General features: G+C 68.4%; 31 protein-coding genes. 20 read left to right on the top strand and 11 right to left on the bottom strand.

Going from position 1 to position 24,113, the window contains the following annotated elements; genetic code table 11:
• Positions 1 to 99: 99 nt before the first annotated feature.
• Together G9U51_RS04935 and glpX are read right to left on the bottom strand one after the other, a co-directional pair.
• A complete protein-coding gene (locus G9U51_RS04935; RefSeq protein ID WP_166194155.1) occupies positions 100 to 1,032 on the bottom strand; it encodes a PfkB family carbohydrate kinase in 933 nt (310 codons plus the stop codon).
• The gene (gene glpX / locus G9U51_RS04930; RefSeq protein ID WP_166194152.1) at positions 1,032 to 2,030 is read right to left on the bottom strand and encodes a class II fructose-bisphosphatase; all 999 of its coding nucleotides are present in this window, start codon (positions 2,028 to 2,030) and stop codon (positions 1,032 to 1,034) included. Before glpX ends, G9U51_RS04935 begins: the two co-directional genes overlap by 1 nt.
• 125 nt (positions 2,031 to 2,155) lie before the next feature.
• On the opposite strand from glpX, the gene G9U51_RS04925 reads away from it, so the two are divergent.
• Positions 2,156 to 2,674 carry a DUF4245 domain-containing protein gene (locus G9U51_RS04925; protein ID WP_166194149.1) on the top strand — a complete coding sequence of 173 codons (519 nt, stop codon included), beginning with the start codon at positions 2,156 to 2,158 and terminating at the stop codon, positions 2,672 to 2,674.
• On the opposite strand, the gene G9U51_RS04920 is transcribed toward G9U51_RS04925, so the two are convergent.
• Both G9U51_RS04920 and xseA read right to left on the bottom strand, forming a co-directional pair.
• Positions 2,671 to 2,901 carry an exodeoxyribonuclease VII small subunit gene (locus G9U51_RS04920; protein ID WP_166194146.1) on the bottom strand — a complete coding sequence of 77 codons (231 nt, stop codon included), beginning with the start codon at positions 2,899 to 2,901 and terminating at the stop codon, positions 2,671 to 2,673. The two genes, G9U51_RS04925 and G9U51_RS04920, sit on opposite strands and share 4 nt — an antisense overlap.
• Before the next feature lie 11 nt (positions 2,902 to 2,912).
• Positions 2,913 to 4,142, bottom strand: a complete 1,230-nt coding sequence (gene xseA, locus G9U51_RS04915) for an exodeoxyribonuclease VII large subunit (protein ID WP_166194143.1) — start codon at positions 4,140 to 4,142, stop codon at positions 2,913 to 2,915.
• Between the two features lie 378 nt (positions 4,143 to 4,520).
• Here xseA and G9U51_RS04910 point away from each other — a divergent pair, with 378 nt between their 5' ends.
• A complete protein-coding gene (locus G9U51_RS04910) occupies positions 4,521 to 5,537 on the top strand; it encodes a 4-hydroxy-3-methylbut-2-enyl diphosphate reductase (protein WP_207948053.1) in 1,017 nt (338 codons plus the stop codon).
• A gap of 7 nt (positions 5,538 to 5,544) precedes the next feature.
• On the opposite strand, the gene G9U51_RS04905 is transcribed toward G9U51_RS04910, so the two are convergent.
• Positions 5,545 to 6,732: a DNA recombination protein RmuC gene (locus tag G9U51_RS04905; RefSeq protein ID WP_166194137.1), complete on the bottom strand. Its 1,188-nt coding sequence runs from the start codon at positions 6,730 to 6,732 to the stop codon at positions 5,545 to 5,547.
• An 89-nt stretch (positions 6,733 to 6,821) separates the two neighbouring features.
• Here G9U51_RS04905 and G9U51_RS04900 point away from each other — a divergent pair, with 89 nt between their 5' ends.
• Entirely contained in the window at positions 6,822 to 8,867 is a 2,046-nt protein-coding gene (locus G9U51_RS04900) for a chorismate-binding protein (RefSeq protein ID WP_166194134.1), read from the top strand.
• Here G9U51_RS04900 and G9U51_RS04895 read toward each other — a convergent pair.
• A complete protein-coding gene (locus G9U51_RS04895) occupies positions 8,773 to 9,747 on the bottom strand; it encodes a DUF389 domain-containing protein (protein WP_166194131.1) in 975 nt (324 codons plus the stop codon). The genes G9U51_RS04900 and G9U51_RS04895 overlap by 95 nt on opposite strands.
• A gap of 121 nt (positions 9,748 to 9,868) precedes the next feature.
• Here G9U51_RS04895 and ychF point away from each other — a divergent pair, with 121 nt between their 5' ends.
• The 12 genes from ychF (at position 9,869) to G9U51_RS04835 (ending at position 16,347) form a co-directional block, all read left to right on the top strand.
• The gene (ychF, locus tag G9U51_RS04890; RefSeq protein ID WP_166194128.1) at positions 9,869 to 10,942 is read left to right on the top strand and encodes a redox-regulated ATPase YchF; all 1,074 of its coding nucleotides are present in this window, start codon (positions 9,869 to 9,871) and stop codon (positions 10,940 to 10,942) included.
• Positions 10,943 to 10,975: 33 nt separating this feature from the next.
• Positions 10,976 to 11,257: a type II toxin-antitoxin system RelE/ParE family toxin gene (locus G9U51_RS04885; protein WP_166194125.1), complete on the top strand. Its 282-nt coding sequence runs from the start codon at positions 10,976 to 10,978 to the stop codon at positions 11,255 to 11,257.
• Positions 11,232 to 11,555 (top strand): HigA family addiction module antitoxin, encoded by a 324-nt coding sequence (locus G9U51_RS04880; protein ID WP_166194863.1) that lies wholly within the window; start codon positions 11,232 to 11,234, stop codon positions 11,553 to 11,555. The genes G9U51_RS04885 and G9U51_RS04880 overlap by 26 nt, the downstream gene beginning before the upstream one ends.
• The gene (locus tag G9U51_RS04875) at positions 11,552 to 11,905 is read left to right on the top strand and encodes a hypothetical protein (protein ID WP_166194122.1); all 354 of its coding nucleotides are present in this window, start codon (positions 11,552 to 11,554) and stop codon (positions 11,903 to 11,905) included. Before G9U51_RS04880 ends, G9U51_RS04875 begins: the two co-directional genes overlap by 4 nt.
• A 58-nt stretch (positions 11,906 to 11,963) precedes the next feature.
• Positions 11,964 to 12,161 carry a type II toxin-antitoxin system VapB family antitoxin gene (locus tag G9U51_RS04870; protein ID WP_166194119.1) on the top strand — a complete coding sequence of 66 codons (198 nt, stop codon included), beginning with the start codon at positions 11,964 to 11,966 and terminating at the stop codon, positions 12,159 to 12,161.
• Positions 12,158 to 12,529 carry a type II toxin-antitoxin system VapC family toxin gene (locus tag G9U51_RS04865; RefSeq protein ID WP_166194116.1) on the top strand — a complete coding sequence of 124 codons (372 nt, stop codon included), beginning with the start codon at positions 12,158 to 12,160 and terminating at the stop codon, positions 12,527 to 12,529. Before G9U51_RS04870 ends, G9U51_RS04865 begins: the two co-directional genes overlap by 4 nt.
• A gap of 34 nt (positions 12,530 to 12,563) precedes the next feature.
• Positions 12,564 to 13,361: a helix-turn-helix transcriptional regulator gene (locus G9U51_RS04860; protein WP_166194113.1), complete on the top strand. Its 798-nt coding sequence runs from the start codon at positions 12,564 to 12,566 to the stop codon at positions 13,359 to 13,361.
• 77 nt (positions 13,362 to 13,438) lie between these two features.
• The gene (locus tag G9U51_RS04855) at positions 13,439 to 14,056 is read left to right on the top strand and encodes a LysE family translocator (RefSeq protein ID WP_166194110.1); all 618 of its coding nucleotides are present in this window, start codon (positions 13,439 to 13,441) and stop codon (positions 14,054 to 14,056) included.
• 44 nt (positions 14,057 to 14,100) lie between these two features.
• Positions 14,101 to 14,382, top strand: coding sequence for a type II toxin-antitoxin system Phd/YefM family antitoxin (locus tag G9U51_RS04850; protein WP_166194107.1), 282 nt, complete (start codon positions 14,101 to 14,103; stop codon positions 14,380 to 14,382).
• A gap of 14 nt (positions 14,383 to 14,396) precedes the next feature.
• Positions 14,397 to 14,783, top strand: a complete 387-nt coding sequence (locus G9U51_RS04845; protein ID WP_328823322.1) for a type II toxin-antitoxin system VapC family toxin — start codon at positions 14,397 to 14,399, stop codon at positions 14,781 to 14,783.
• 194 nt (positions 14,784 to 14,977) lie between these two features.
• On the top strand, positions 14,978 to 15,520 hold the full coding sequence (locus G9U51_RS04840; protein WP_166194101.1) for a type IV toxin-antitoxin system AbiEi family antitoxin domain-containing protein: 543 nt from the start codon (positions 14,978 to 14,980) through the stop codon (positions 15,518 to 15,520).
• Entirely contained in the window at positions 15,517 to 16,347 is an 831-nt protein-coding gene (locus G9U51_RS04835) for a nucleotidyl transferase AbiEii/AbiGii toxin family protein (protein ID WP_207948052.1), read from the top strand. Before G9U51_RS04840 ends, G9U51_RS04835 begins: the two co-directional genes overlap by 4 nt.
• A gap of 161 nt (positions 16,348 to 16,508) precedes the next feature.
• On the opposite strand, the gene G9U51_RS04830 is transcribed toward G9U51_RS04835, so the two are convergent.
• Positions 16,509 to 16,934, bottom strand: coding sequence for a hypothetical protein (locus tag G9U51_RS04830; protein WP_166194099.1), 426 nt, complete (start codon positions 16,932 to 16,934; stop codon positions 16,509 to 16,511).
• 135 nt (positions 16,935 to 17,069) lie between these two features.
• On the opposite strand from G9U51_RS04830, the gene G9U51_RS04825 reads away from it, so the two are divergent.
• A complete protein-coding gene (locus G9U51_RS04825) occupies positions 17,070 to 18,632 on the top strand; it encodes a N,N-dimethylformamidase beta subunit family domain-containing protein (RefSeq protein WP_166194096.1) in 1,563 nt (520 codons plus the stop codon).
• A gap of 17 nt (positions 18,633 to 18,649) precedes the next feature.
• Here G9U51_RS04825 and G9U51_RS04820 read toward each other — a convergent pair whose 3' ends face one another.
• Positions 18,650 to 19,090, bottom strand: coding sequence for a VOC family protein (locus G9U51_RS04820; protein ID WP_166194094.1), 441 nt, complete (start codon positions 19,088 to 19,090; stop codon positions 18,650 to 18,652).
• A 24-nt stretch (positions 19,091 to 19,114) separates the two neighbouring features.
• Between G9U51_RS04820 and G9U51_RS04815 the strand changes: the two genes are divergently transcribed.
• Genes G9U51_RS04815 through G9U51_RS04805 form a run of 3 tightly spaced genes read left to right on the top strand, consistent with a single transcriptional unit; the run spans position 19,115 to position 20,672 of the window.
• Positions 19,115 to 19,375 (top strand): FitA-like ribbon-helix-helix domain-containing protein, encoded by a 261-nt coding sequence (locus tag G9U51_RS04815; protein WP_235945548.1) that lies wholly within the window; start codon positions 19,115 to 19,117, stop codon positions 19,373 to 19,375.
• Positions 19,372 to 19,791: a type II toxin-antitoxin system VapC family toxin gene (locus G9U51_RS04810; protein ID WP_166194091.1), complete on the top strand. Its 420-nt coding sequence runs from the start codon at positions 19,372 to 19,374 to the stop codon at positions 19,789 to 19,791. The genes G9U51_RS04815 and G9U51_RS04810 overlap by 4 nt, the downstream gene beginning before the upstream one ends.
• Positions 19,792 to 19,808: 17 nt before the next feature.
• Entirely contained in the window at positions 19,809 to 20,672 is an 864-nt protein-coding gene (locus tag G9U51_RS04805) for an oxidoreductase (protein WP_166194088.1), read from the top strand.
• Between the two features lie 36 nt (positions 20,673 to 20,708).
• On the opposite strand, the gene G9U51_RS04800 is transcribed toward G9U51_RS04805, so the two are convergent.
• Together G9U51_RS04800 and G9U51_RS17765 are read right to left on the bottom strand one after the other, a co-directional pair.
• Positions 20,709 to 21,569, bottom strand: a complete 861-nt coding sequence (locus tag G9U51_RS04800) for a universal stress protein (RefSeq protein WP_166194085.1) — start codon at positions 21,567 to 21,569, stop codon at positions 20,709 to 20,711.
• 154 nt (positions 21,570 to 21,723) lie between these two features.
• The gene (locus tag G9U51_RS17765) at positions 21,724 to 22,131 is read right to left on the bottom strand and encodes a fasciclin domain-containing protein (protein ID WP_328823321.1); all 408 of its coding nucleotides are present in this window, start codon (positions 22,129 to 22,131) and stop codon (positions 21,724 to 21,726) included.
• Between G9U51_RS17765 and G9U51_RS17760 the strand changes: the two genes are divergently transcribed.
• Complete coding sequence (locus tag G9U51_RS17760; RefSeq protein WP_328823320.1) at positions 22,130 to 22,432, top strand: hypothetical protein; 303 nt, start codon at positions 22,130 to 22,132, stop codon at positions 22,430 to 22,432. The two genes, G9U51_RS17765 and G9U51_RS17760, sit on opposite strands and share 2 nt — an antisense overlap.
• Positions 22,433 to 22,514: 82 nt before the next feature.
• On the opposite strand, the gene G9U51_RS04790 is transcribed toward G9U51_RS17760, so the two are convergent.
• Positions 22,515 to 24,083, bottom strand: coding sequence for a molybdopterin-dependent oxidoreductase (locus G9U51_RS04790; RefSeq protein WP_166194079.1), 1,569 nt, complete (start codon positions 24,081 to 24,083; stop codon positions 22,515 to 22,517).
• Between the last annotated feature and the right edge of the window lie 30 nt (positions 24,084 to 24,113).

Genomic DNA, 24,113 nt, shown 5'->3' with positions numbered 1-24,113 from the left:
GAGCTTGTCGAAACCCGGCCCGTCGTCGGTTGAGCTTGTCGAAACCCGTTGTTCCGCAAGTGATTTCGACGCGGGCCTCCTTCGTCGGCCCTTGCTCAATCAGCGAACGGTCGGGGTGATTTCGGCACGGGTCGGGGGTTGAGCACCAGCGCGGGACACGGTGATCGCCGAGGCCTGGATCGCCCGCTCGACCGCCGGGCGCAGATCGTCCCAGCGCGCGGAGCGGAGGCGCTCGCGAGCGGACCGGCCACCGAGCAGCCCGGCATCAAGCAGGCCCGAGAGCAGGCCGGACATGAACGAATCGCCCGCCCCGACCGTGTCGGCCACCTGCACCGACCGGCCCGGCAGCATCTGCACCTCGGCCTCGCCGTTGACATAGGCGGAGGCACCCTCCGCACCGCGGGTGAGCACCACCAGCGAGGGACCGAGCCCCGCCCACAACCGCAGCACGGTCTCGGCCGGCGCGTCCTCGCCATACAGCCAGGCGATGTCCTCGTCACTGGCCTTGACCACATCGGCCAGCCCGACGAGTTGTTCGATGTCCTGGCGTGCGTCCTCCGGCCGGCCCATCAAGGACGGCCGGGCATTGGGGTCGAAGGAGATCGTGCTGACCTCACGGGCCGCGAACACGATGTCGCGCACCTGGGAGGCGCCGGGTTGCAGCACCGCGGCGATCGAGCCGGTGTGCAGATGCGAAGGCGGGCGCGGCACGGCATACGGCAACTGCCAGTCGATGTCGAATTCGTAACTCGCAGAACCAGATTCGTTGACCGTCGCCACCGCCGTCGCGGTGCGAGCCGCGTCGTCACTGCCGGTCACCAGCGGCACGGAGTCGGCGGCCAGATGTTCGGTGATCGCCGCGCCATGAGCGTCGCGACCAATCCAGGTGGCCAGCTCGACCGGATGACCGAGCCGCGCCAGCCCGATCGCGACGTTGAGCGGCGAGCCGCCGACATGTTCACGCACGCTGCCGTCGGGGGAGCGGACGACGTCGACCAGCGCCTCTCCGACGACGAGGGTGCGCGCGGCCATCAGTCGGTGCCGACGGCGCCCAACTGGCGCAGCTTGGTCAGCGTGTGCTCGGCGTCGATGGTGCGCACGGTGCCGCTCTTGGAACGCATCACCAGCGACTGGGTGGTGCAGCCGCCGGGCCGGTAGCGCACACCCTGCAGCAGCTCGCCGTCGGTGATGCCGGTGGCGACAAAGAAGCAATTGTCGCCGCGGACCAGATCGTCGGTCGAGAGCACCGCCTCCAGATCGTGGCCGGCGTCGATGGCCTTCTGCCGCTCCTCGTCATCCCGCGGCCACAGGCGGCCCTGGATGACACCGCCGAGGCACTTCATCGCACAGGCGGTGATGATGCCCTCCGGGGTGCCGCCCACACCGAGCAGTAGGTCGATGCCGGTGCCAGGGCGCGCGGCCATGATGGCGCCGGCGACGTCGCCGTCGGTGATGTAGCGGATGCGGGCGCCGGTGGCCCGGATCTCCTCGGCCAACTGCTCGTGACGCGGCCGGTCGAGCAGCACGACGGTCACATCGGACTTGCTCATGCCCTTGACCTTGGCGACCCGGCGGATGTTCTCAGCGACCGGGATGCGGATGTCGACCACATCGGCCGCCTCCGGGCCGGTCGCGAGCTTGTCCATATAGAAGACCGCGCTCGGGTCGTACATCGAGCCGCGCTCGCTCACCGCCATCACCGACACGGCATTGGTCATGCCCTTGGCGGTCAGCGTGGTGCCGTCGATCGGGTCGACCGCGACGTCGACGTCCGGACCGGTGCCGTCACCGACCTCTTCGCCGTTGAACAGCATCGGCGCGTTGTCCTTCTCACCCTCGCCGATCACCACGGTGCCGCGCATCGATACCGACGAGATCAGGTGACGCATGGCGGCGACCGCGGCGCCGTCGGCGTCGTTCTTGTCGCCGCGACCCACCCAGCGACCGCCGGCCATCGCGGCGGCCTCGGTGACCCGCACGAGTTCGAGGGCGAGGTTGCGGTCCGGCGGCTCGGGGTGGTGCTGCGACATGACTCTCCTACGGGCGACGGGGCTTCGACGCGACTCTATCTGCCCCGTCGTCCGGGGGCGCCGGCCGATGAGCGACGATGGAGGGCGTGAGTTCTCCCGCCGCCCCTGCGCCTCGCCGTCGCGGTATGACGGGGTCCGCGCGCAGCCTGATCATCTCGATGGTGCTCGTCGCGCTCGGCGCGGTGATCTGGCTGGCGCTGGTGCCTCGTCCGAGCAAGGTCGACGCGCCGACCGCGGATGTCACCGGGATCGCGAGGGAGCGCTCCCGGGCCCAGCAGTGGAGCCTGGCCTACCCGCAGGGGCTGCCGAGCGGCTGGCGTCCGGTGAACGTGCGGATGCTGCCCGCGCAGAACGAGCAGCCCACCTGGCAGGCGGGTTACGACGGTCCGAACGGTGGTTACGCGGCTGTGCTGCAGACCTCGGGCAAGCCGACGAGCTGGATGCGCTCGCAGACCGACGGTGCCGCGGCACGGGGCATGGTCACCATCGGGGGCACCGGCTGGGCGAAGGTCGAAAAGTCCGACCCGGACCAGAGGAGCCTGGTGCGCACCGCGCCCTTGAACGGCCTGACCACCGTCGTCACGGGGACCGGCTCGTGGGAGCAGTTGCAACAGTTCGCGGCCGCGCTCAAGCCGGGGAGTTAGTCCTCGGCCGGGTCGTCGTCCTCACCGGTCATCTGGCGGATCCGCTGCTCAGCGCCGTCCAGCCACCGGTGGCAGTGCGCGGCAAGCGCTTCGCCGCGTTCCCACAACGTCATCGATTCCTCCAGTCCGATCTGCCCGCCCTCGAGCCGGCTGACGATGGTGGCGAGTTCGTCGCGCGCCTGCTCGTAGCCGAGCTGCGCGACGTCGGGGGCTTCCTCGGTGGCCATAGAGCGCGAGTTTAGGAGACCGGGCGCACGCCGAAGTCGCCGTGCGCGACGGTGACCCGCAGAATCTCGTCGGACTCCACCTGCTCGACATCGGTGACGACGGTCCCGTCCCGGTGCCGCACCACGGCATACCCGCGCTCGAGGGTCTGCTGGGGTGACAGGGCCCGCAGCTGGCCCCGCAGGTGGGTCACCTGGTCGTGCGCGCGGGCGATCCGGTCGGTGAGGCGGTATGCCGCCCGCTCCCGCAGCCGGTCGATCTCGTCTCGACGGGGGGTCACCATCGAGGCCGGGTCGGTCATCACCGGGCGGCTGCGCAACAGACTGAGGTGCCGGCGCTCGGCGGCCACCCGGCCGGTGAGGGCCCGCCGGCCGGTGGCGACGAGCGCGTCGAGCCGCTGCTGTTGCTCGGCGAGATCGGGGACGATCAGCTTGGCCGCGTCGGTCGGCGTGGACGCGCGCACGTCGGCGACGAAGTCGAGCAGCGGGGTGTCGACGTCGTGGCCGATCGCGCTGACGATCGGAGTGCGCGCCGCCGACACCGCACGCAGCAGGGTCTCGTTGGAAAAGGGCATGAGGTCTTCGAAGGACCCGCCGCCACGCGCGATGACGATGACGTCGACCTGCTCCAGCGCGTCCAGCTCGCGCAGGGCCGCGGTCACCTCGGGCACGGTGTCGGTGCCCTGCACGGCCACCTGGCGGATCTCGAACCGGGTGGCCGGCATCCGCCGCCGGGCATTCTCGACGACATCCTTCTCGGCGGCGCTCGCCCGCCCGCAGATCAGCCCGACCGTGCGCGGCAGGAAGGGCAGCGGCCGCTTGCGGTCGGTGTCGAACAGGCCTTCGCTGCGCAGCAGTTGCTTGAGGTGCTCCAGCCGGGCGAGTAATTCGCCGACGCCGACGGCGCGCATCCGTCGTGCGTCGAGGTGCAGCGAGCCCCGCTTGGCCCAGAAGGTCGGTTTGGCATGCACCACCACCCGGGCGCCGGGCTGGATGGCCGGGCCCATCGCGTCGAGCGTGTTGACATGCACGGTCACCGACAGCGACATGTCCACGTCGGGATCGCGCAGCGTGAGATAGCAGGTCGGCGACCCCGGCCGCCGGTTGAGTTGAACGATCTGCCCCTCGACCCACAGCGGCGACATCTTGTCGATGTAGTCGCCCATCTTCAGGCTGAGCGTGCGCACCGGCCACGGGGACTCCGCGGTCGTGTCGGACGCGCGCTCGGGCAAGGGGGTCGGCATACGGGTCAGGGTATGCCGGGGCTCCGTCGCCCGCGAGCGTCCGCGGCTGCGCACGAGCGGTGGTGCGCAGGTGCGGACGCTGGGCGGGGGTCGGCGGGTGTGTCCGCGGATGCGCACGAGCGGTGGTGCGTTGGTGCGGACGCTGGGCGAGAGCCGTCTCATCAAGTGAGCTGATTCGCGGTCAAACTCTCCGCTGAGGCAACCGAATCCGCCTGCGACAACGTCTACGACAGCGAAGGTTCGCCACAACGCAGGAACTCCGCGGAATATCGAAGCGAGGTACGAGCGGAGCACTTCGTGGGGCGAAAGGCGGGGCCGTGCCGGTCAGGGGACAGCACGGCCCCGTTTGCCGTATCGGCCCCACGTAGCATGGGTGATATGACCAACACCCAGACCGTGGACAGCAAGCGCGTGCTGCTGGCAGCGCCGCGCGGATACTGCGCCGGTGTCGACCGGGCGGTGGTCACGGTCGAGAAGGCGCTCGACCTCTATGGCCCGCCGGTCTACGTGCGCAAGGAGATCGTGCACAACAAGCATGTGGTCACGACCCTCGAAAAGCGTGGCGCGATCTTCGTCGACGAGACCGACGAGGTGCCCGAGGGCGCCACCGTGATCTTCTCCGCGCACGGCGTGGCGCCGGTCGTCCACGAAGAGGCGAAGGCGTTGAACCTCAAGACGATCGACGCCACCTGCCCACTGGTGACCAAGGTCCACCGCGAGGCGAAGCGGTTCGCTGCCGACGATTTCGACATCCTGCTCATCGGCCACGAGGGGCACGAGGAGGTCGTGGGCACCTCGGGCGAGGCGCCGGAGCACATCGTGCTGGTGCAGAGCCCGGACCATGTCGAGCAGGTGCAGGTGCGCGACCCGGACAAGGTCGTGTGGTTGTCGCAGACCACCTTGTCGGTGGACGAGACGATGGAGACCGTGCGGCGGTTGCGGGAGAAGTTCCCCAAGCTGCAGGATCCGCCGAGCGACGACATCTGTTATGCCACCCAGAACCGGCAACTCGCGGTCAAGCAGATGGCGCCGGAAACCGACCTGATGATCGTGGTCGGCAGCCGCAACTCCTCCAACTCGGTGCGTCTGGTCGAGGTCGCCATCGAGCACGGCGCCAAGGCCGGTCACCTGGTCGACTACGCCGATGAGATCGACGAGTCCTGGCTGCAGGGCGTGACCACCGTGGGCGTGACCTCGGGTGCTTCGGTGCCGGAGGTGCTCGTGCGCGACGTGCTGGAATATCTGGCCGAGCGCGGCTATCAGGACGTCCGCCCGATCGTCGCGGCCGAGGAGAGCCTGCTGTTCGCCCTGCCGAACGAGCTGCGTCGCGACCTCAAGGCGCGCAACGGCTCGGATGCCGACCAGGTGCGCCACGACGCCGGCTCCTTGCACTGAGGGCTGGTCAGCCCGCGTCGCGCCGGGTGACCTGGTCGTCTGCCGCTGGCTCGAAGTCGAGCATCGGGCGCTGGATGTCCTCGCCGAGAGCGTCGATCAGCTCGCGGGCAGTGAGCACGCGCGGTGTCGCCTCGACCACCGGGACCTCCGCGATCGAAGACGAGGCGACCCCGAGGTCGTTCATCCGGCGCGCCGACACCAGCACCCGCGACTCGAGCGTGCCAACCATCGCGTTGTAGGACTCCACCGCCTTGCGCAAGGACGCGCCGAGGGCACTCGTGCGGTCGCCCAAGGCGGACAGCCGGGCATAAAGCTCCTGCCCGAGCCGCAGCAACTCCTCGGCATTGCGTGACAGCGAATCCTGTTGCCAGACAAGGGAAACCGCTTGCAAGGCGGCAAGCAAGGTCGACGGTGAGACCAGCACCACGCGAGCCCGCATCGCCCGGTCGACCAGCCCCGGATCGTGGCGCACCGCGGCGGCCAGCACCGCGTCGGCGGGCACGAAGCACAGCACCAGCTCCGGCGACCGGCGGAAGGCCGTCCAATAAGCCTTCCCTGCCAGCCCGTCGACATAGCGCCGCAGCGCTGCCGCATGGTCGCCCAGCAGCGAGTCGCGCTCGTCGTCGGAGATGCCGGTGGCCTGCGCGTCGAGGAACTTGGTCACCGGCGCCTTGGCATCGATCACCAGCGACCGGTCGCCGGGCAGCCGCACCACCACATCGGGCCGGACCGCGCGATCGTGGGCGCTGACCGTCGAGACCTGCTCCTCGAAATCGCACTGTGGCAGCAGCCCCGCATGCTCGAGCACCCGGCGCAGCTGCACCTCACCCCACAGGCCGCTCGTCGTGGACGAGCGCAGCGCACCGGACAGCGACGCGGTCTGCTCGCGCAATGCGTCGGTCGTCACGCCCATCGCCGACAACTGCTGCTCGAGCGCGCCGAACTGGTCGACCCGGTCGCGCTCCAGCACCGACACCTGCCGCTCCACCCGCTGCAGCGTCGAAGCCAAAGGCGCCAGCACCTCCTGAGTGGCCCGCTCGCGCTGGTCACCGCGCGAGAGATCCTCGACGCGAGCGTGCAGCAGGTCGCGCTCGGCGGTCAGTGCGGCGAGGCGGGCGGCATACATCGATCGCAGAGCCAGCCAGGCGAGCAGGCTCCCGAGCACGAAGGCCAGGATCACGAGAAGCACCGTCATACCGACAGGCTGACAGCCACCACCGACAGGGTTGGCGCGGCGCAGCGGCGGTGTGTTCAAATGACGCGCCGTGACGAGGAGGTGACGCGGTGGACGTCCTGGTGATCGACAACCACGACAGCTTCACCTTCAACCTCGTCGAACTCCTGCGGGCCCACGACCGCGTGCAGGTGACCGTGCAGCGCAATGACGAACCGCTGCCGGCGGACTGGGCGGCCCGCTTCGATGCGGTGGTCATCTCTCCGGGGCCTGGACGGCCCGACGTGCTCGCCGATGTCGGGTGTTCGCGCGAGGTCGTCGAGCACGCCGCCCTGCCGGTGCTCGGAGTCTGCCTCGGGCACCAACTGATCGCCTCGCTGCACGGCTGTCCGGTCGCCGAGTCCGCTCACCCACGGCATGGCGAGGTCTCACCGGTCACCCACGACCGCGATCCGCTCTTCGCGGGCATCCCGGACACCTTCGAGGTCGTGCGCTACCACAGCCTCGATGTGCCGGCCGTGCGCGCGCCGGTGCGCCCACTCGCGTATGCCGACGACGGCACGCTGATGGCCCTGCGCGTCGCTGACCAGCCGCTCTGGGGAGTGCAGTTCCACCCCGAGTCGATCCGCAGCGCCTGGGGACACACCCTGATCGGCAACTTCCTCCGCCTCGCGGGGGAGCACGCGCGGTCCACCACGACGTGGCGGCAGCGCTCCCGCCAGGTGCCGGCCGTGGGCCTGGAGCAGGTGCTCGCGGCCGGTCCGGCCCCGCGAGTCGTGCTCGACGGCGTGATCGGTCACACCCTGGTCGGCTGGGATGTCGGATCACACGAATTGCAGTACCGCTGTGGGGGATTCGCGCGCATCGTGAGCCGTGACGGGGCGATCGAGGACTCCGAGATGGGGTTGCTGGATCTGCTTGAGCGGCGCCTCGGCGGCTTGACCGGTGAGGGTCCGGTGCGGCTGGGCTATGCGGGCTACCTCGGTTACGAGTTGGGCGTGGAGCTGCTCGGTCATGCGGCGCTGCCGTCCGACGAGTTGCCCGCCGAAGGCCCGCCGGACGGGTGGCTGGCGCTGATCACCCGGGGCGTGCTGCTCGCCGCGGACGGTGAGGTGACCCTGGTCGGCCTGGACGATCCGAACGATCCCGCGTCGGTCGCCGCGCTCGACGAATGGTTCACCACCACGACCGAGCAACTCGCCGAATCCATTGTCGGACAGTCATATTCACCGCCCACGGCAACGGATCTCAGGTGGACCGAACCAGCCGACTATCTCGCGCTGATCGCCCGTTGCCAGGACGCCATCACTCGCGGTGAGTCCTACGAGCTGTGCCTCACCCACCAGGTGCGGGGGCGGTGGACCGGCGATCCGTTGCAGCTCTTCCTCACCCTTCGCGCCGGCGGCACCGTGCCCTATGCCGCCTTCCTCGACCTCGGCGATGGGCGGTATGCCGTCTCCGGGTCGCCGGAGTTGTTCCTGTCCGTCGACGCTCACAGGCATGCAGTCAGCCGCCCGATCAAGGGGACGAGGGCGACGACGGGTGACCCGGCGCGTGACCCCGGCATACGGCAGGAACTGGCCGAGTCGGCCAAGGACCGGGCGGAAAACCTGATGATCGTCGACCTGGTGCGCAACGACTTCGCCCGGGTGGCGGTGCCGGGATCGACCACGGTGACCGAACTCTTCGGAGTGCACAGCTTCCCGACGGTGCTGCAGATGATCAGCACGATCGAGTGCGATCTGCCGCCCGGGGTGAGTGCGGTGCAATTGGTGCGGTCGGCGTTCCCACCGGGCTCGATGACCGGGGCGCCGAAGGCGCGGTCGGTAGCGATCCTGCGCGCGCTGGAGGGACGGCCGCGCGGGATCTATTCCGGGACGATCGGTCTGTTCGGGCTGGACGGCAGCGCCAGCCTCAATGTCGCGATCCGCACGATCGTCCTCGACGGAGGCGACTTCTCGATCGGCGTCGGCGGGGCGATCACCCGGCTGTCCGACCCCCAGGCCGAATGGCGCGAGACCGTCGACAAGGCACGATCCTCGCTGACCGCCCTCGGCGCGACTATGGGCGAAATGGACGGCGCCGGTTGGGGCGAAACAACGGCTCGGTCAGCCGATCGACCTTGCGCCACAGGAGTTTTTGGGCCAGCAGGGTGAGCGTGCCGGCGACGATCATGCCGAAGATGTTGACCGCGAGTTGCGCCGACGATCCGCGGATCTCGCCGAGGGAGCCGGTCGCGATCCCGAGCGCCAGATTGCCGGCGGCGGGGACGGTGGTCACCGAGATGAACACGCCCACCATCGTTTGCGATTTCTCGACCGACAACGCGATCACGCCCGCGGCACCGGCGAGCAGGGCCACCAGGAAGGACCACAGGTCGGGGTGCCAGATGAACCCGGTCTGCGGGCGCGGCCGGGTGACGATCTCGCCGGTGACCCACCCCAATCGCACGGCGAGCCAGGACACCACCGTGACGATGGTGATCGCGAAAAGGAAGGCGAACACCAGCAACCGCACACCGGCCAGGATCAGGTGCGGGCGCCAGAAGATGATGCCGGTGCAGATCGCCGCGATCGTGGCGAATTCCGGGCCGACGACCATCGCGCCGACGACCAGCACGGCCGAGTCGGTGACGACCGCGATGCTGGCAAGGAACACCGCGATGAGCAGGAACAGGTGGAAAGACACCGTCGGGCGGACCGCGTTGGTGGCCTGCTCCTTAATGACGTCCCAGATCACCGCGTCGTCCGGGTCGCCGAGGGCCGCTTCTTCGAGTTCGTGCGCCTTGTCGAAGGGGGTCGCGGTCAGGGGGCTGAGGACGACGCCGGCGTGCTGGCCCAGGTGGATCGAGTCGAACGCCTCGAGCAGGTCGCTGGCCACCTCGCGCGCCACATCGGCCTCGATGAGGTCGCCCTTGGGCTCCAGCGAGGCGCCCCGGAGCCGGACGAGGTTGGTGACGGTGTCATTATCCGCGAGGATCGCGCAGACCTCGTCGGCCTGCGCTTCGGGGACATTGATCCGGACGTGGACGAGCATGGCCCACAGGGTAGGACGCGTTGCGACGGGGTGGTGGCGCGCATCCGGGCGCTCGGCCGCGGGCTCGGTCGCGACCGCCGAGGAGGTGCAGTTCGCGGCGGACGCCTAAACTCCTGTCCTCGTGGCCCTCACCATCGGAATCGTCGGACTGCCCAATGTCGGCAAGTCCACCATGTTCAACGCCCTGACCAAGAACAACGTGCTTGCCGCGAACTACCCCTTCGCGACGATCGAGCCGAATGTCGGGGTGGTGCCCCTCCCCGACCCGCGGCTGAAGGTGCTCGCCGAGATCTTCGGCTCGGCGCAGATCGTCCCGGCGACGGTGTCCTTCGTCGACATCGCCGGCATCGTCAAGGGTGCGTCCGAGGGGGAGGGGCTGGGCAACAAGTTCCTCGCCAACATCCGCGAGGCGGACGCGATCTGCCAGGTCGTGCGCGCCTTCGAGGACGACGACGTGCATCACGTCGACGGCAAGGTCTCACCCGCCTCGGACCTGGAGACGATCAACACCGAGTTGATCCTCGCCGACCTGCAGACCCTCGAGAAGGCGTTGCCGCGCCTCGACAAGGAGGTCAAGGGCAAGAAGACCGAGCGCGCCGTGCTGGACGCCGCGCAGGAGGCGCAGCGCATTCTCGAAGCGGGAGACACGTTGTCCGCCAAGGGTTTTGACACCGCGCCGATCCGCGAGCTGGGTCTGCTCACGGGCAAGCCGTTCATCTATGTCTTCAATGTGGACGAGTCACAGCTGACCGACGAGGCGTTCCAAGCCTCGATGCAGGAGTTGGTCGCTCCGGCCGACGCCATCTTCCTCAATGCCCAGCTCGAATCCGAGGTCGCCGATCTCGATGAGGACGAGGCGCGCGAGCTGCTGGGGTCGGTCGGCATCAACGAGCCGGGCTTGGAACAGTTGGCGCACAAGGGTTTTCATACCCTCGGCCTGCAGACCTATCTCACCGCCGGCCCAAAGGAGACCCGCGCCTGGACCATCCGCAAGGGCGCGACGGCCCCGGAGGCGGCGGGCGTCATACACACGGATTTCCAGAAGGGCTTCATCAAGGCCGAGGTCATCTCGTATGACGACCTGGTCGCCTTGGGCTCGGTCGCCGAGGCCCGCGCACACGGCAAGGCCCGGATGGAGGGCAAGGACTACGTCATGGCCGACGGCGACGTGGTCGAGTTCCGCTTTAACGTATAGCGTTATTGACGCATGTCGTCATAGACTGTCCTCGTGATCAGATCGTTCGGCGACAAGGACACCGAGCGCATCTGGCACGAGCAGTATGTCAAGCGTGTCGACCGGACGGTGCAGAGAGCCACACTGCGGAAGCTCGAACTGATCCACGCGGCGAAGGCTGTCGAGGATCTGCGGATCCCGCCGGGGAACCGGCTGGAGCGGCTGGTCGGCGACCGGCGTGGGCAGCACAGCATCAGGGTGAACACGCAGTGGCGGATCTGCTTCGTCTGGAGAGATGGAGGCGCAGAAGATGTCGAACTCGTCGACTACCACTGAGATGGACGACCTGATTGAACCGATCCATCCGGGAGAGATCCTGATGGAGGATTTCATCAACGGTTTCGGGATTACTCAGAACAAGCTGGCCGTGTCGATCGGCGTGCCGCCGCGCCGGATCAACGAGATCGTGCACGGCAAGCGGGGGATCACTGCTGACACTGCGATTCGACTGGCGCGGTACTTCGGGACGTCCGAGGAGCTCTGGATGAACCTCCAGTCGAACTACGAGTTGCGCCTTGAGCGACGGCAACTTCGCGACACTGTCGACGCGATTACTCCGTTGAAGTCCGCATGAGTGGGTCGCGCCCACGTGTCTCGTTCGAGCCGTTGACCGATGACGACTTCGATTGGGCGTGGGACGTGTACCGGTCCACGACTCAGGGTCACGTGGAGCTGGTCACCAATGCGTCCGATGAGGAGCAACGCAGTGAGCGTCTTGCGGCGCTGCGCCGTGGGTCGTTCGATGCGATCCTCGACGAGCGCGGCAGTCGTATCGGGCTGGTCGAAGTCACCGACGATGGTGTCGACCTCACGATTCGCACCACCGCGACCCACACCTCGCCCGTAGATCAGCGACGACGGGTGGACCGCGACCAGGCTGCCGCCAAGGGGGCCGAGCTCGGCCTCACAGACGACGATTTCTGAGGCTGCTAGCATCAAAGTAGGCATCAGATGATGCCGTCCTCGATGCATGGGAGACGTCATGAGGACCACCGTCACGATCGATGACGAACTGTATGCGCGCGCCGCTGAGCTGACGGGCGTCCGCGAGAAGTCCGCGCTCCTGAGGGACGGACTCGAGACCCTGATCCGGGTCGAGAGCGCACGTCGACTCGCCGCCCTCGGAGGCTCCGACGCACGTGCTCAGGGCGCGCCCCGCAAGCGCCGTCGCGCGTCGTGATCCTTGTCGACACGTCCGTCTGGATCGACCATCTGCATCGACGCGACGAGCATCTCGCGTCCCTTCTCGAACGCGACGAGGTCGGGTGTCACCCGATGGTCATCGAGGAGCTGGCGCTGGGCTCCGTCCGCGACCGCGCCACGGTGATCGGGCTCCTGGCCAGCCTGTGGTCGTTCCCCGTCGTCTCGCATGACGAGGTCATGGTGCTGGTGGATCGGCAACAGCTGTGGGGCCGTGGGCTGAGCGCCGTTGATGCCCACCTGATGGGCTCGGCGATGGTCGTGCGGGGTGGTCAGTTGTGGACTCGGGACAAGCGCCTTCGAACTGCCTGCGAGGAACAGGGTGTCGCAGCAACGACGCCGCGCTGACCGGCATCCTGCCGTTAATCCCTATCCTGGGGATATGGACGCTCCGGTCGCTGCCGCGCCTGAGTTCTGGCACGACCCGGGGTTTCCCGAGGTCGAGTCTCGGCGGTCGGCCCGGGAAAACAGCTGTTACCGCTCGCACACCCACGATCGGTTCGCGATCGGGATCATCGACGAAGGGCGCAGCGAGTTCGTCGGGCGCTCCGGAACCCCCGTCATACTCGAGGCCGGTGATGTCGTCTTCATCCCGGCTGGTCAGCTGCATCAGTGCAATCCCGTGGGTGGTCGCTGGGTCTACCAGATGATGCTCGCGGACGAGACGTGGCTGCGCGATCAGGTGTGGACCGATGGCGAATCAATCAGCGCCGCGATCCAGGTGCACCGAAGCGAGAAGACGCGCGAGGCCTTCGATGTGGCAAATGCTGCGTTGTATGCCGGCGAGGGTCGGGAGACCTTCGCCGGGCTGCTGAGGCGAGCGTTCTGCCTGGCCGGCACCACTGAAGTCCTTGAGCCGACGCCCGATGCGGTTGTGGCACAACGACTTCGGCCGGTGCTGAGGTTGCTCGCCGAACAGGTGGGTGATCCGCGGGTCGATGAACTTGCGGCGATGGTCGGGATGAGCCGCTTCCAGTTGATCCGCGCGGTTCGGTCCGCCACCGGGCTGACACCGATCGCGTGGCGCAACGATGCGCGCGTCGTGCGTGCGCGGGCCCTGTTGCGGGGCGGTGAGCCCATCGCGTCGGTCGCCCACGTGCTGGGGTTCGCCGACCAAAGCCACTTTCACCGCGTGTTCCGGGCGCACGTCGCCGCGACACCCGGGCGCTATCGGCGCTGACGCACTTTTGTTCAAGACCGGCGACCTGGTCGACCGCGAAGGTGAGGGACCTCAGTCCCTCGACCTTCGAAAGCTCCATGGAACAGTTCGTCGCCGTCGCCCTGGCGCACTTTCTCGCGCTGCTCATTCCGGGCGTCGACTTCTTCTTGATCGTCCGCACTGCCGCGGCTCATGGGTGGCGGTTGGCCAGCGGCGTGTGCCTCGGCATCGCCATCGCGAACGGGGTCTTCATCGCGGCGGCGTTCGGAGGGCTGTCGTTGGTCGGCAATGATGTCGTGCTCGCCGTGGTCGAACTCGCCGGCGGTCTCTTCCTGCTCTGGATGGGCGTCGCGTTCTGGCGGGCGCGGGTGAGCGTGCCCTACGACGAATCCGGGTCTGCGAGGCGCACATCGTGGAGCAGGAGTTTCGGCCTCGGTCTGGCATCGGGACTGCTCAATCCGAAGAACCTGCTCTTTTACCTCAGTCTCGCGGCTGCCACGTCGAGCGCTGCGACCGCGGCGCGGGCACTGTATGGCGTGTGGATGTTCACCGTCGTGCTTGTCTGGGACCTGCTGGTCGCGGGCCTGATGGGAGCATCGCGCAATCGAAGGGCCCTGTCTGCAGCGCTTCCGTGGATCACGCGGGTCGCCGCGGTCGTCGTGGCAGTGTTCGGCGCGGCCGCGATCGTCGCTGCGGCTCGCATTCTGCTGGGATGAGCGGATGGGGTCATCGGTTGTAGCGCGCGTGCTACATTTTGCGGATGAGCGGGAGTGAGCCGTCGATCGAGAGCTTGTCGCAACGCGAGTTGCGCAACGAGTCGGGGCGAGTCCTTCGTGCCGTGAGCGAGGGCCATTCGTTCGTGCTCACCAACCGCGGGGTTCCCGTCGGTCGCATCATTCCGCTCGATGCGCCCAGTCCCGCGCTGACCATTGCCCGACCGGCTAAGCGAGTCGGCGGATGGGCGCAGTTGAGTCCGAGGCGCTCGGAGAGCGACCCGTCGTTGTCTCAGATCCTCGGTGAGCTGCGTGAGGACCGCAGGTGAACGAGCTCTCGCTCGTGTATGTCGACACCTCGGCGCTCGGAGCGCTCCTGCTCTGGCAGCCCGAGACCTCGGAGCTGATCGACTGGCTTGACCACACGCCTGCCGACCTTGTCTCAAGCGACTTGCTGGAGACTGAATTGCGCCGCATCGCTGTGCGGGAAGGGCTCGAGCAGTCGGCGGTGAGCGACCTCGTGGACGGGGTTGCACTCGCTGCCTTCGATCGGGCCACCTTCCGCGCGGCCGGGCTCTTGCCGATTCCGAATCTGCGCACCGTGGACGCATTGCATCTGGAAGCCGCGCTGCGCCTCGACGTGGACGCCGTGCTCACTTACGACCATCGCTTGGCGGAAGCCGCCCGCGCGCTCGGTCTCGACGTCCTCGCGCCCGGCCGGGCCCTCTGACGCCGCGGCGTGCGATTCGGCGCCGACGGTATGCCGCTCGCGGAGTCAGCGTGTCAGGATCGGCCGGTGGCCTCGATCCAGACCTTGAGCGAACCTGACCACCGCACCATCACCCCGCTGGGCCGCGCCTCGGGTGCTCACAGTGGCCGCTCATGGTCGCGGCACAACACTACTGTTTTCGGTATAGTTGTGACATGGTTGCCGGGGTGAAGTACCGAGAGATCGTGCGCGAGATCGCTCTCGATCACTACGGATATGTCACGACGAGGAAGGCTGCCGAGGCTGGCGTGCCAGCAGTCGAACTGCCAAAGCTCGCAGCACGGGGCGGTCTGGAGAACATCGCGTACGGGTTGTACCGGGTCCCTGACATCCTGCCGACGGCGTACGACCAGTTCGCCGAAGCGCTCCTGCGCGCAGGCGACGGGGCGTACCTCCACGGTGAGTCGGTGCTGGCCTTGTTCGGGCTTGCTGATGTCAATCCCCGGAAGATCAAGGTGGCGGTCAGTCGACGGGCTCGTCCCAAGCTGCCGCCGTTCGTGCACTTGACCCAGGTCAAGCACCACGCCCGCACAACGGTCTACGAAGGCCTCGAATCGCAGCCCGTTGCCGACGCCATCCTTGAGTGTCGCGGTCGCATCGAGACCGAGCGCTTGCTGGACGCGGCCAAGCAGGCTCGCGGCGACGGACTGCTGACGACCTCCGAGTGGCAGCGGGTGAGGAAAGGACTTCGGTCGTGAGCTACTCGGATACGCCGACGAACGTTCGATCGCTGGAACAGCGCATTCGCAACCTAGAGGCCAGCGACGGACTCGCCCTTCGCCGTCGCGTCGGGATGGCCCTTGTGGTGGTTGGGCAGATGCTGCCCGAGGGTGCGATCAAAGGAGGAAGCGGGATGGCGCTGCGATATGGACGGGGTACCCGCTTCACCCGAGACCTCGATGCCGCGCGTGTCCAGCCGCTGGCCAAATTTCGCAGCGATTTCGAGGACTCGCTAGCCGCTGGTTGGGCCGGTTTCACGGGCAGGCTGATCGAGAAGGCGGCACCTCGCCCGAGCGGTGTTCCGAGGGCGTACGTCATGCAGCCCTTCGACGTGAAACTCGACTACCGCGGCCAGCCGTGGTGCACAGTGAAGTTCGAGCTCGGACATAACGAGATCGGCGACGCGGATGAGCCGGAGTACCAACTCGCCCACGACCTGGCGCAGCTTTTCAGAGAGGTCGGGCTCGAGGCGCCCAATCCGGTGCGGGTAACGCGCGCCGATCATCAGATCGCCCAGAAGCTGCATGCGCTATCGGAGCCTGAAAGCGAACGAGCGCGCGATCTCGTCGACCTCCAGTTGCTCGACAAGGGCGAGGAACTCGACCTCGCGCAGGTCGAGGCCACCTGCTTCCGACTTTTCGAGTACCGGCGCCAGCAAGCATGGCCGCCGACCATCGTCCCAGGTGATGGCTGGGCCAGGCTGTACGAGGCGGCAGTTGAAGACCTCGACGTGCTCCCCGACGTCGACGATGCTGTCGCTTGGGCAAATGACTTCGTTCAGCGCATCGCTAACTACGGCGGCTGACAGGCGGTGGCGCGCGAGCCAGGAGGGCCGTTCGGGACGGTGCTGCCGAACTCGCAACCGCGCCCAGTTGTCGGACCCACCACGTAGTTTGCTGCCGTGAGCGTTCCCACGGCGAACCAGCACAAAGGTCCGATAGCCCACCACGTCCGGAGGGGACGTGTCTACATGTCCCGCTCGCCGCGACTGGCGCGCTCCAGATTGAGAACTGGTTCAAGCACGGCCTTCCTGACTTCCTGTGACCCGCGCTCGTTCTTGCAGAGAAGGGGAACGACAGCGTCCGGCGGTTCGTGCGGTGGCAGATGGCAGTTCAGGAAGATCTCGCTGTCCATGGCGAGACCGCCTTTGTTGCCGAGTTGTTGGACGGACGCCTGACGCACCGGCCGCGCCGTATGCCGCTCGTGGAGTCCGTCGCCCACGCGGCAGCCGTGGCCCATGTGGGCTCGCACGCGCTCGGCGCGACGGTGGTCGCTGACGAAATCCGTTGGCAGATCACGCAATTGACCGAAGTAGACCGAGAGATCCTGCGTCAGTTGCCTGCGCTCGGGACCGCTCGGTCCGGCCCGCTCGGGCCTGGTCTGCTGACCCAAGGCATCCTCGCCACGACGATTCGTGAGTTGCAGTCCGCCGTCGACGCGTAGGCCTGCTGGCCACGGTGGCGCTCCTGACGCGTTCAGCCGCCTCTGGCATTCTCTGCACCATGAGGCGCACACGGATCGGGACACGTGGCTGAGTCGAGCGGCCGACTGTCGCGCCGCGTCTTCGTCGGGCTGCCCGCTCTCGCGGCCGCTGCCTGCTCGGGTCCGAAATCTTCGAGCTCGCCGTCGGGCACGCCGTCCGGGTCATTCACGGCATCCGGCTCGCAGAACCGCTCCGTCGACTGGGTTGTGGCAGAGAATGCCCGGCCCGGAGCGGACTGGCGTCGCCCGGCCGCCGCGATGGCCCGCGACGAGGAGCTGTGCGGCTATCCACGGCGGATCGTGCTGTCGGCGGGGGAGCCGCTCGAGCTTGCCGTCCGGAGCACCATCGGCGCGTGGACCGCGACCGTCCTGCGGGTCGGCCACTACGGCGGCAAGGGCGCCCGCGAAGTGCATCGCACGGCGTCGACACCCGCGCGGCCCAAGCCGCAGCCGCGCATCGACCCGGCCACGCACTGCGTGACCGCTGGCTGGGAGGCCGATGTGTCCGTCCCGACGGACGGCTGGCCGGCGGGCGCCTACCTTGTCGTCCTGGAGGCGCAGAAGCGTTGGCGCTACACGACATTCGTCATCCGCTCGGAGGCGACCACCGACCGGCTGGCCCTCGTGGTCGCGACCTCCACCTGGGCGGCATACAACACGTGGGGCGGCTACTCGCTCTACAAGGGTCCGACGCCGAACGACCCGCGCGCCTACCGGGTGAGCCACGACCGGCCGCAGGAGAGCAATGGCGCCCCTAAGCTCCTGTCCTTCGAAGCGGCGACGATCCGGCTCGCCGAGTCGCTCGGCCTGCCCGTCGCCTATGTGACCTCGTACGACCTCGAAGACCCGGCGCGCGTCCGGGGCGCGACCGGGATCGTCTCCCTCGGCCACGACGAGTACTGGTCGCGGGCGATGCGAGACAACGTCACGACCGCCCGCGACGCCGGCACGAACCTCGCCTTCCTCGGCGCGAATGCCTGCTACTGGCGGATTCGCCACGAGGACGATGGACAGTCGGTCGTCTGCTACAAGGTCGATGACCGCCTCGACCCCGTCCGCGGCCGCGAGCGCACCTCGCTCTGGCGGGCCGGGCAGCAACCCGAACCGGAGAATTCACTGACCGGGATGCTCTACGAATGCTTCCCCGCGCACGGCGACCTGGCCGTGCGCCGACCGGATAGCTGGCTCCTCGACGGGACGGGCGTGCAGGCCGCAGACCGTCTCCCCGGCATCGTCGGCACCGAGGTCGACCGGGCCTACCCCATCCCGGGCACACCCGCGTCGCTCGAGGTCGTCGCGCACAGTCCGGTCGAGGGGCGGCCGGGCGTGCGGACGCATTCGGACTTCACCTACTACCGCGCGGACAGCGGAGCCGGCGTCGTCGCGGTCGGCACGATGCAGTGGACATGGGCGCTCCTCGGGGTCAACAAGCGGCTCGGGACGAATGCCGCGAGCGTCGCCTTCGTCGAGCGTGTCACCACCAACCTCCTGCGCGGAGTCGCGACACGGCGCCTCGGCGACGTGCACCCGCCCCGCCCCGATCTTGCGTCGCTCGGGGCGAGCCCGGACACCCGCACGGGCACGGGTGGCGCGGTCGGCGCTCGCTAGGCTTAGTGGATCGGCCGTTAGCAGGCGGTGATGTCCTCGGCCAGGCCGACCAGGATGCCCTCGGGACCGCGGACGTAACACAGCCGATAGACGTTCTCGAAGCGGACGACCTCGCCCACCAATTCGGTGCCGTGTGCGGCCAGCTGCTGCAGCGTCGCCTCCAGATCGTCGACCTCGAACATCACTCGCAGATACCCGAGCGAGTTCACCGGCGCCCGCCGATGATCGGCGGCAACGGCGGGCTGCAGGAAACGCGACAACTCGAGCTTGCCGTGCCCATCGGCCGTGCGCAGCATGGCGATCTCGACACGCTGTCCGGGCAGCCCGGTCACCCGCCCGGCCCACTCACCCTCGACCACCGTGCGGCCCTCGAGCTCCAGCCCGAGCGCCTCGAAGAAGGCGATCACCGCATCGAGATCCTCGACGACGATCCCGACGTTGTTCATCCGCGCGCTCATGACCCGCAGACTAGGCGAGCTATCATGACCGATATCAGAAAGGGGCGAGGTATGGCGTCGATCATCGTGCGCGGCCTGGACGAGTCGGTGAAGCAGAGCCTCGCCGCGCGGGCGAAGCGACACGGCCGGTCCATGGAGGCGGAGGTGCGTGAGATTCTCACCGAGGCCGCTGACCGGCCGCATATCGGCGTGGCCCTGCTGGCCGCGGCGCGAGAGGTCGGGGGAGTCGGCGACCTTGCCGTGCCGCCGCGCGCGGATGTCGCCCGCGCGGCGGACCTGCCGTGATCGTCCTCGACACCAACGTCATCTCCGAAGTCTTCCGCCCGCGGCCGAGCCCCGCCGTGGTCGATTGGCTCCAGTCCCTCACGGGCGAGGTGGCCATCACCGCGATCACGCTCGCGGAACTCCAGGCCGGATTGGAGGCACTCCCCGCCGGCCGGCGAAGTCGTGCGCTGAGAGCGCAGGTGAGCGCCGCGCTCGAGCCCTATCTGAACGACGGTTCGGTGCTGCCCTTCGATGCCGCTGCCGCGCCGCACTACGCGGGCATCCTTACCGCGCGGCAGTCCGCCGGCCTGCCGATCAGCACGGCCGACGCCCAGATCGCCGCCATATGTCGGGCGCACGGGGCCACCTTGGCAACCCGCAACGTTAAGGACTTCGTCGAGGCCGGTGTGGAGGTGGTGGATCCGTGGACGGCCTAGCGCGCGAAGATGGACGTATGACGAGTGACACCTTCCCGCTTGCCGGTCACCAGGTCCGCCGCATGGGGTTCGGCGCGATGCAGCTGCCCGGCCCCGGAGTCTTCGGCCCGCCGCGCGACCACGACGAGGCGATCGCGGTGCTCAAGCGCGCAATTGCGTTGGGCGTCAACCACATTGACACCTCGCAGTTCTACGGACCGGACGTGGCCAACGCGCTGATCCGCGAAGCGCTCGCGCCCTATCCGGACGATCTCGTGCTGGTGTCCAAGGTCGGCGCGCGCCGCGACGACCAGGCCGGCTGGCTGCCCGCACAGGCGCCCGAAACGCTCAAGGCCGACGTGCGCCGCAACCTCGAAGCGCTCGGCGTCGACCGGCTGCCGGTCGTCAACCTGCGGGTGATGCCCGCCGACGAGATCCCGGCCGAGGAGGTCTACCCCTTCGCCGACCAGCTCGCCGCGATGCGCGAACTCGTCGACGAGGGCGCGCTCGAAGCCTTCGGCGTCAGCAATGTCTCCACCGAGCAGGCGGCCACCGCCCTCGACGCCGGCGCGGTCTGCGTGCAGAACGCCTACAACCTACTGATGCGCGACGACGAGCCGACGCTGCGGCTGTGCGCCGAGCGCGGGGTCGCCTATGTGCCCTTCTTCCCCCTGGGCTCGGCCTTCCCCGGTATGCCGAAGGTCACCGAGGACGACACCGTCGCACGAGTCGCCGCAGACCGTGGGTGCACGCCGGCCCAGGTCGGCCTTGCCTGGTTGTTGCAGCGGTCGGACAACATCCTGCTGATTCCCGGCACCTCCTCGGTGACCCACCTCGAGGAAAACATCGCGGCCGCCGAACTGACGCTGACCGACGAAGAGCTGGACGCGCTCGGTCGCTGAAAACGGCTGCAGCACAAGCAAATCCGCGTTCGGTGACTAGCGGACGATGGCCACCGGACACTTGGCGTTGTGCAGCACGCCGTGACTGACCGAGCCGAGCATCATGCCGCGCAAACCGCCGCGGCCCCGGCTGCCGGTGACCAACAGGCCCGCGCCGGCGGACGCCTCGGCCAGCGTCGAGGCCGGGTCGCCGTCCAGCACCTCTGCGGTGATCGTCACCGATGGATGCTGTCGGCGCAGTGACTCGGCGATCTCCTCGACCGTGACGCGGGCGGAGTCGCGCAACTGGTCGCCCATTGCCAGGCCGGTGGTGTCGAGATAGGAGGACGCCGCGAGCAAGGCGGCCGGATTCGACCACACCACAACACAATGCAGCGGTGCTCCGGTGGCCTCGGCCGCCCGCGCGGCGAAATCCGCCGCCACCAAGGAGCGCTCCGACCCGTCGACGCCGACCACGATGGGCCGGTCGGCGTCCGGCTTCGGAGCCTCGGTGCGCACCACCACGACAGGGCACGGGGCGTGCGCACACACGGCATACGACGTCGATCCGAGCAGCGCGGACAGCAACGGCGACCGGCCGTGGCTGCCGATGACCAGCAGCCGGGCTCCCTGCGCCGCGTCGACGAGTTGTTCGGCGACGGTGCCGAGCGCCGAGCGGGTGGCGACTTTCTCGACCCCGCGCTCGCGGGCCTGACGTGCGCCCTCCTCGGCAAGATCCGCGGCAGCCTGTTCGAGATCGGTGGGGTCGAGGACCACCGCGCCTCCCGCGTCGACGAACCGCGGGTGCGCCATGACGGATACGACCAAGAGTTCCTCGTCGAGCCGTTTGGCCTCGTGGGCAGCCCAGGCGAGCGCGCGCTCGCAGTCCGGAGTGTTGCTGAAACCGACGACGATCATGGCGTCCTCCTCGATCAGCGGCTCGCCCGCCGAGCGGGCTGCACCCCTCCAGTGTCCCCCTCCTCGGGACGTGGTGCACCCCGCGCAGACAAAAGCGTCCGCAGATGCGCACGATGGATCGCGCGCATCCGCGGACTGCTCCGGGGGTGAGGGCTTACTTGCCCATCAACACCGTGTCGATGATGTAGACGGTGGCGTTGGCGGTCTGCACGTTGCCGCAGATCACCGAGGCCTTGCCGTCGACCTTGAAGGTCTCACCGGAGCCGGTGACATTGATCGTGGTGCCGGCCAGCGACTTGTGCGTGCCGGCGAGCTGCGCCGGGGTCAGCCGACCCTGCACGACGTGACCGGTCAGCAGCTTGGTGAGCGCCGGCTTGTCGGCGAGCACCTTGTTGAGGTCGGCGGCCGGGATCTTGTCGAAGGCCGGGTTGGCCGGCGCGAAGACGGTGATGTCCTTGCTGTTGTTCAGCGTGTCGACCAGGCCGGCCTTCTTGACCGCGGTGACGAGGGTGGACAGCACCGGGTTGTTGGAGGCCGCGGTGGCGACCGGGTCCTGGGTCATGCCGGAGAACGACCCCTTGCCGTCCTTCGGGACCGCCGCACAGCCGGCGCCGAAGGGCTTGGTTGAAGCCGAGCCCATCGAGGTGTCGCTGGAGGTCATCGAGCTGGAATCCGAGCTCGTCGAGGAGCTGCTGTCGGAGCTCATCGACGACGAGCTGTCGGAGGGGGTCATCGAGGAGCTGCTCGAGGTGTCGCTGGCGGAGCCGCCGGCGTTGCTGTCGGAGGAGGAGCCGCAGGCAGCGAGCCCGAGCGAGGTGGTCAACACGAGTGCGCTGGCGGCGAGGCGGGTCTTCATGGCGTGACTCCTTGAGTCCTGGTCGATAGTGCTTACACCAGGTATTCGCCGCTGACGTCATGCCGGATTGCGCTGGTGCACAACTATTTTCAGCGAAGGAAGAAAATCTGTTCCTGTATGCCGCTGGACCCGCTGGGAAAGACTCCCGCGCGGGCCGACGACTGCACCTGCCCCTCGCCGTAGACCACCCGCGCCCGCACCGAGTGCTGGCCCGGCGCTGCCTTGCGGGCATCCCAGCGGTGGATCCACTGCCGCCAGAAGTCGACATTGACCGACGGCCCGAGCGTCGCAGCGACCCACGGTCCGTCGTCGATCGACACCTGCACGCCGACCACGCCGTGGCGTTGCGCCCAGGCGATGCCGCCGATCGTGACGATGCCGCGGTCGAGCTGAGCGAGGCCTCGGGGGAGGTCGATCCGTGCCGACGGCTTGACCGGACCATTGGTCGTCCAGCCGCGCTGGGTCCAGTAGGCCCGCTTGGCCGCGTAGGTCGTCACGGTCAGCCGGGTCACCCATTTGGTCGACCCGAGCATGCCGTAGAGGCCGGGGGTCACCAGCCGGGCTGGATAGCCGTGCTCACGGGGAAGCGCCTTGCCGTTCATGCCGATCGCGAGCAACGCATCCCGGTCGTCGAGCATCGCCTCGAGGGGAGTGCTGATCGTGAAGCCGTCGCTCGAGGTCGACAAGACCTGTCGCTCGGCGCCTGCGGCCCGCACCCCGGCCAGCCGGAGAAGGTCACGGGTGCGGACACCCAGCCAGGTCGCGCCCCCGGCATACGAACCGCCGACCTCGTTGCTCACACAGGTCATCGTGATGTTGCGCTCGATCAGGTCCATGCGAGCGATCTCGTTGTAGGACAACGTGATCGGGTGCGCTACGTCGCCGTCGATACGCAGCCGCCACCGATCGCGGTCGAGCGAGGGAACGGTGAGCGCGGTGTCGACCCGGTAGAACTTCGCATTCGGTGTGCGCAGGGGAGTGAGGTCTCGCACCTGGGCTTCCAGACCCGCAGGTATGCCGGGAGCCGGTTGCCTCGCGCGCGGAAGCGCCAGCCCGCTCGTGTCCTCGGCGGAGCTCAGCCGCACCCCGGCGAGGGCACCGCCCGCACCGACCACGGACGCGGCGCCGGCAGCCGCAACGAAGGCGCGCCGGGAAGGTGCCGCCGTGCCCGCGCCCCCTCCTCTGCGCCGGACACGGGACACGACGGCACCGGCTGTGGGATGCCCGGCCAGCGCGAGCAGGCCGAGCAGTGCGACGACACCGACGATCAGGGTCAGCGCTGTGGGCAGCAACCAACTGACACCGGCACCCGGCCGGCGCAGCACGGCGGCTGCGGCGAGGGCGACGAGCAGCATCAAGCCGGCCAGCCCCCACCGAAGCCGCCGTCGGGCGAGCAGCCCGACCGCAGCCGCGAGGACCACCGTCATGACGGTCACCGAGCCGAGCAGCACGGCCTTGTCCGCGGTGCCGAAGGTGCGAATCGCCCAGTCCTTCAACGGAGTTGGCGTCCGGTCAATCACCTCGGCGCCGACCGCCAGCACCGGCGAGCGGGCAGGATCGGTCAGCGCCGCGGCGAGGTGACCCACCGCCATACCGACTCCGGCAGCGATGACACCGGACAACGCGGCAGCGGGACGGGAAACGAGCGGTGCGGCCATACCCGGTGTTCGGAGCGCTCCGCCCCGCGG

It is taken from the genome of Metallococcus carri, assembly GCF_011440275.1.
GTDB lineage: Bacteria > Actinomycetota > Actinomycetes > Actinomycetales > Dermatophilaceae > Metallococcus > Metallococcus carri.
Note: the sequence above shows the minus strand (reverse complement) of the source record. Positions and strands in the feature narration are given on the sequence as shown.

What these genes read in the sequence shown, in the direction of transcription:
- G9U51_RS04935 (WP_166194155.1), bottom strand. Translation starts at nt 1,032, where the DNA reads ATGGCCGCGCGCACCCTCGTCGTCGGAGAGGCGCTGGTCGACGTCGTC.
- glpX (WP_166194152.1), bottom strand. Translation starts at nt 2,030, where the DNA reads ATGTCGCAGCACCACCCCGAGCCGCCGGACCGCAACCTCGCCCTCGAA.
- G9U51_RS04925 (WP_166194149.1), top strand. Translation starts at nt 2,156, where the DNA reads ATGACGGGGTCCGCGCGCAGCCTGATCATCTCGATGGTGCTCGTCGCG.
- G9U51_RS04920 (WP_166194146.1), bottom strand. Translation starts at nt 2,901, where the DNA reads ATGGCCACCGAGGAAGCCCCCGACGTCGCGCAGCTCGGCTACGAGCAG.
- xseA (WP_166194143.1), bottom strand. Translation starts at nt 4,142, where the DNA reads ATGCCGACCCCCTTGCCCGAGCGCGCGTCCGACACGACCGCGGAGTCC.
- G9U51_RS04910 (WP_207948053.1), top strand. Translation starts at nt 4,521, where the DNA reads ATGACCAACACCCAGACCGTGGACAGCAAGCGCGTGCTGCTGGCAGCG.
- G9U51_RS04905 (WP_166194137.1), bottom strand. Translation starts at nt 6,732, where the DNA reads ATGACGGTGCTTCTCGTGATCCTGGCCTTCGTGCTCGGGAGCCTGCTC.
- G9U51_RS04895 (WP_166194131.1), bottom strand. Translation starts at nt 9,747, where the DNA reads ATGCTCGTCCACGTCCGGATCAATGTCCCCGAAGCGCAGGCCGACGAG.
- G9U51_RS04880 (WP_166194863.1), top strand. Translation starts at nt 11,232, where the DNA reads ATGTCGAACTCGTCGACTACCACTGAGATGGACGACCTGATTGAACCG.
- G9U51_RS04875 (WP_166194122.1), top strand. Translation starts at nt 11,552, where the DNA reads ATGAGTGGGTCGCGCCCACGTGTCTCGTTCGAGCCGTTGACCGATGAC.
- G9U51_RS04870 (WP_166194119.1), top strand. Translation starts at nt 11,964, where the DNA reads ATGAGGACCACCGTCACGATCGATGACGAACTGTATGCGCGCGCCGCT.
- G9U51_RS04860 (WP_166194113.1), top strand. Translation starts at nt 12,564, where the DNA reads ATGGACGCTCCGGTCGCTGCCGCGCCTGAGTTCTGGCACGACCCGGGG.
- G9U51_RS04855 (WP_166194110.1), top strand. Translation starts at nt 13,439, where the DNA reads ATGGAACAGTTCGTCGCCGTCGCCCTGGCGCACTTTCTCGCGCTGCTC.
- G9U51_RS04850 (WP_166194107.1), top strand. Translation starts at nt 14,101, where the DNA reads ATGAGCGGGAGTGAGCCGTCGATCGAGAGCTTGTCGCAACGCGAGTTG.
- G9U51_RS04840 (WP_166194101.1), top strand. Translation starts at nt 14,978, where the DNA reads ATGGTTGCCGGGGTGAAGTACCGAGAGATCGTGCGCGAGATCGCTCTC.
- G9U51_RS04820 (WP_166194094.1), bottom strand. Translation starts at nt 19,090, where the DNA reads ATGAGCGCGCGGATGAACAACGTCGGGATCGTCGTCGAGGATCTCGAT.
- G9U51_RS04815 (WP_235945548.1), top strand. Translation starts at nt 19,115, where the DNA reads ATGACCGATATCAGAAAGGGGCGAGGTATGGCGTCGATCATCGTGCGC.
- G9U51_RS04805 (WP_166194088.1), top strand. Translation starts at nt 19,809, where the DNA reads ATGACGAGTGACACCTTCCCGCTTGCCGGTCACCAGGTCCGCCGCATG.
- G9U51_RS04800 (WP_166194085.1), bottom strand. Translation starts at nt 21,569, where the DNA reads ATGATCGTCGTCGGTTTCAGCAACACTCCGGACTGCGAGCGCGCGCTC.
- G9U51_RS17760 (WP_328823320.1), top strand. Translation starts at nt 22,130, where the DNA reads ATGCCGGAGAACGACCCCTTGCCGTCCTTCGGGACCGCCGCACAGCCG.
- G9U51_RS17765 (WP_328823321.1), bottom strand. Translation starts at nt 22,131, where the DNA reads ATGACCCAGGACCCGGTCGCCACCGCGGCCTCCAACAACCCGGTGCTG.
- G9U51_RS04790 (WP_166194079.1), bottom strand. Translation starts at nt 24,083, where the DNA reads ATGGCCGCACCGCTCGTTTCCCGTCCCGCTGCCGCGTTGTCCGGTGTC.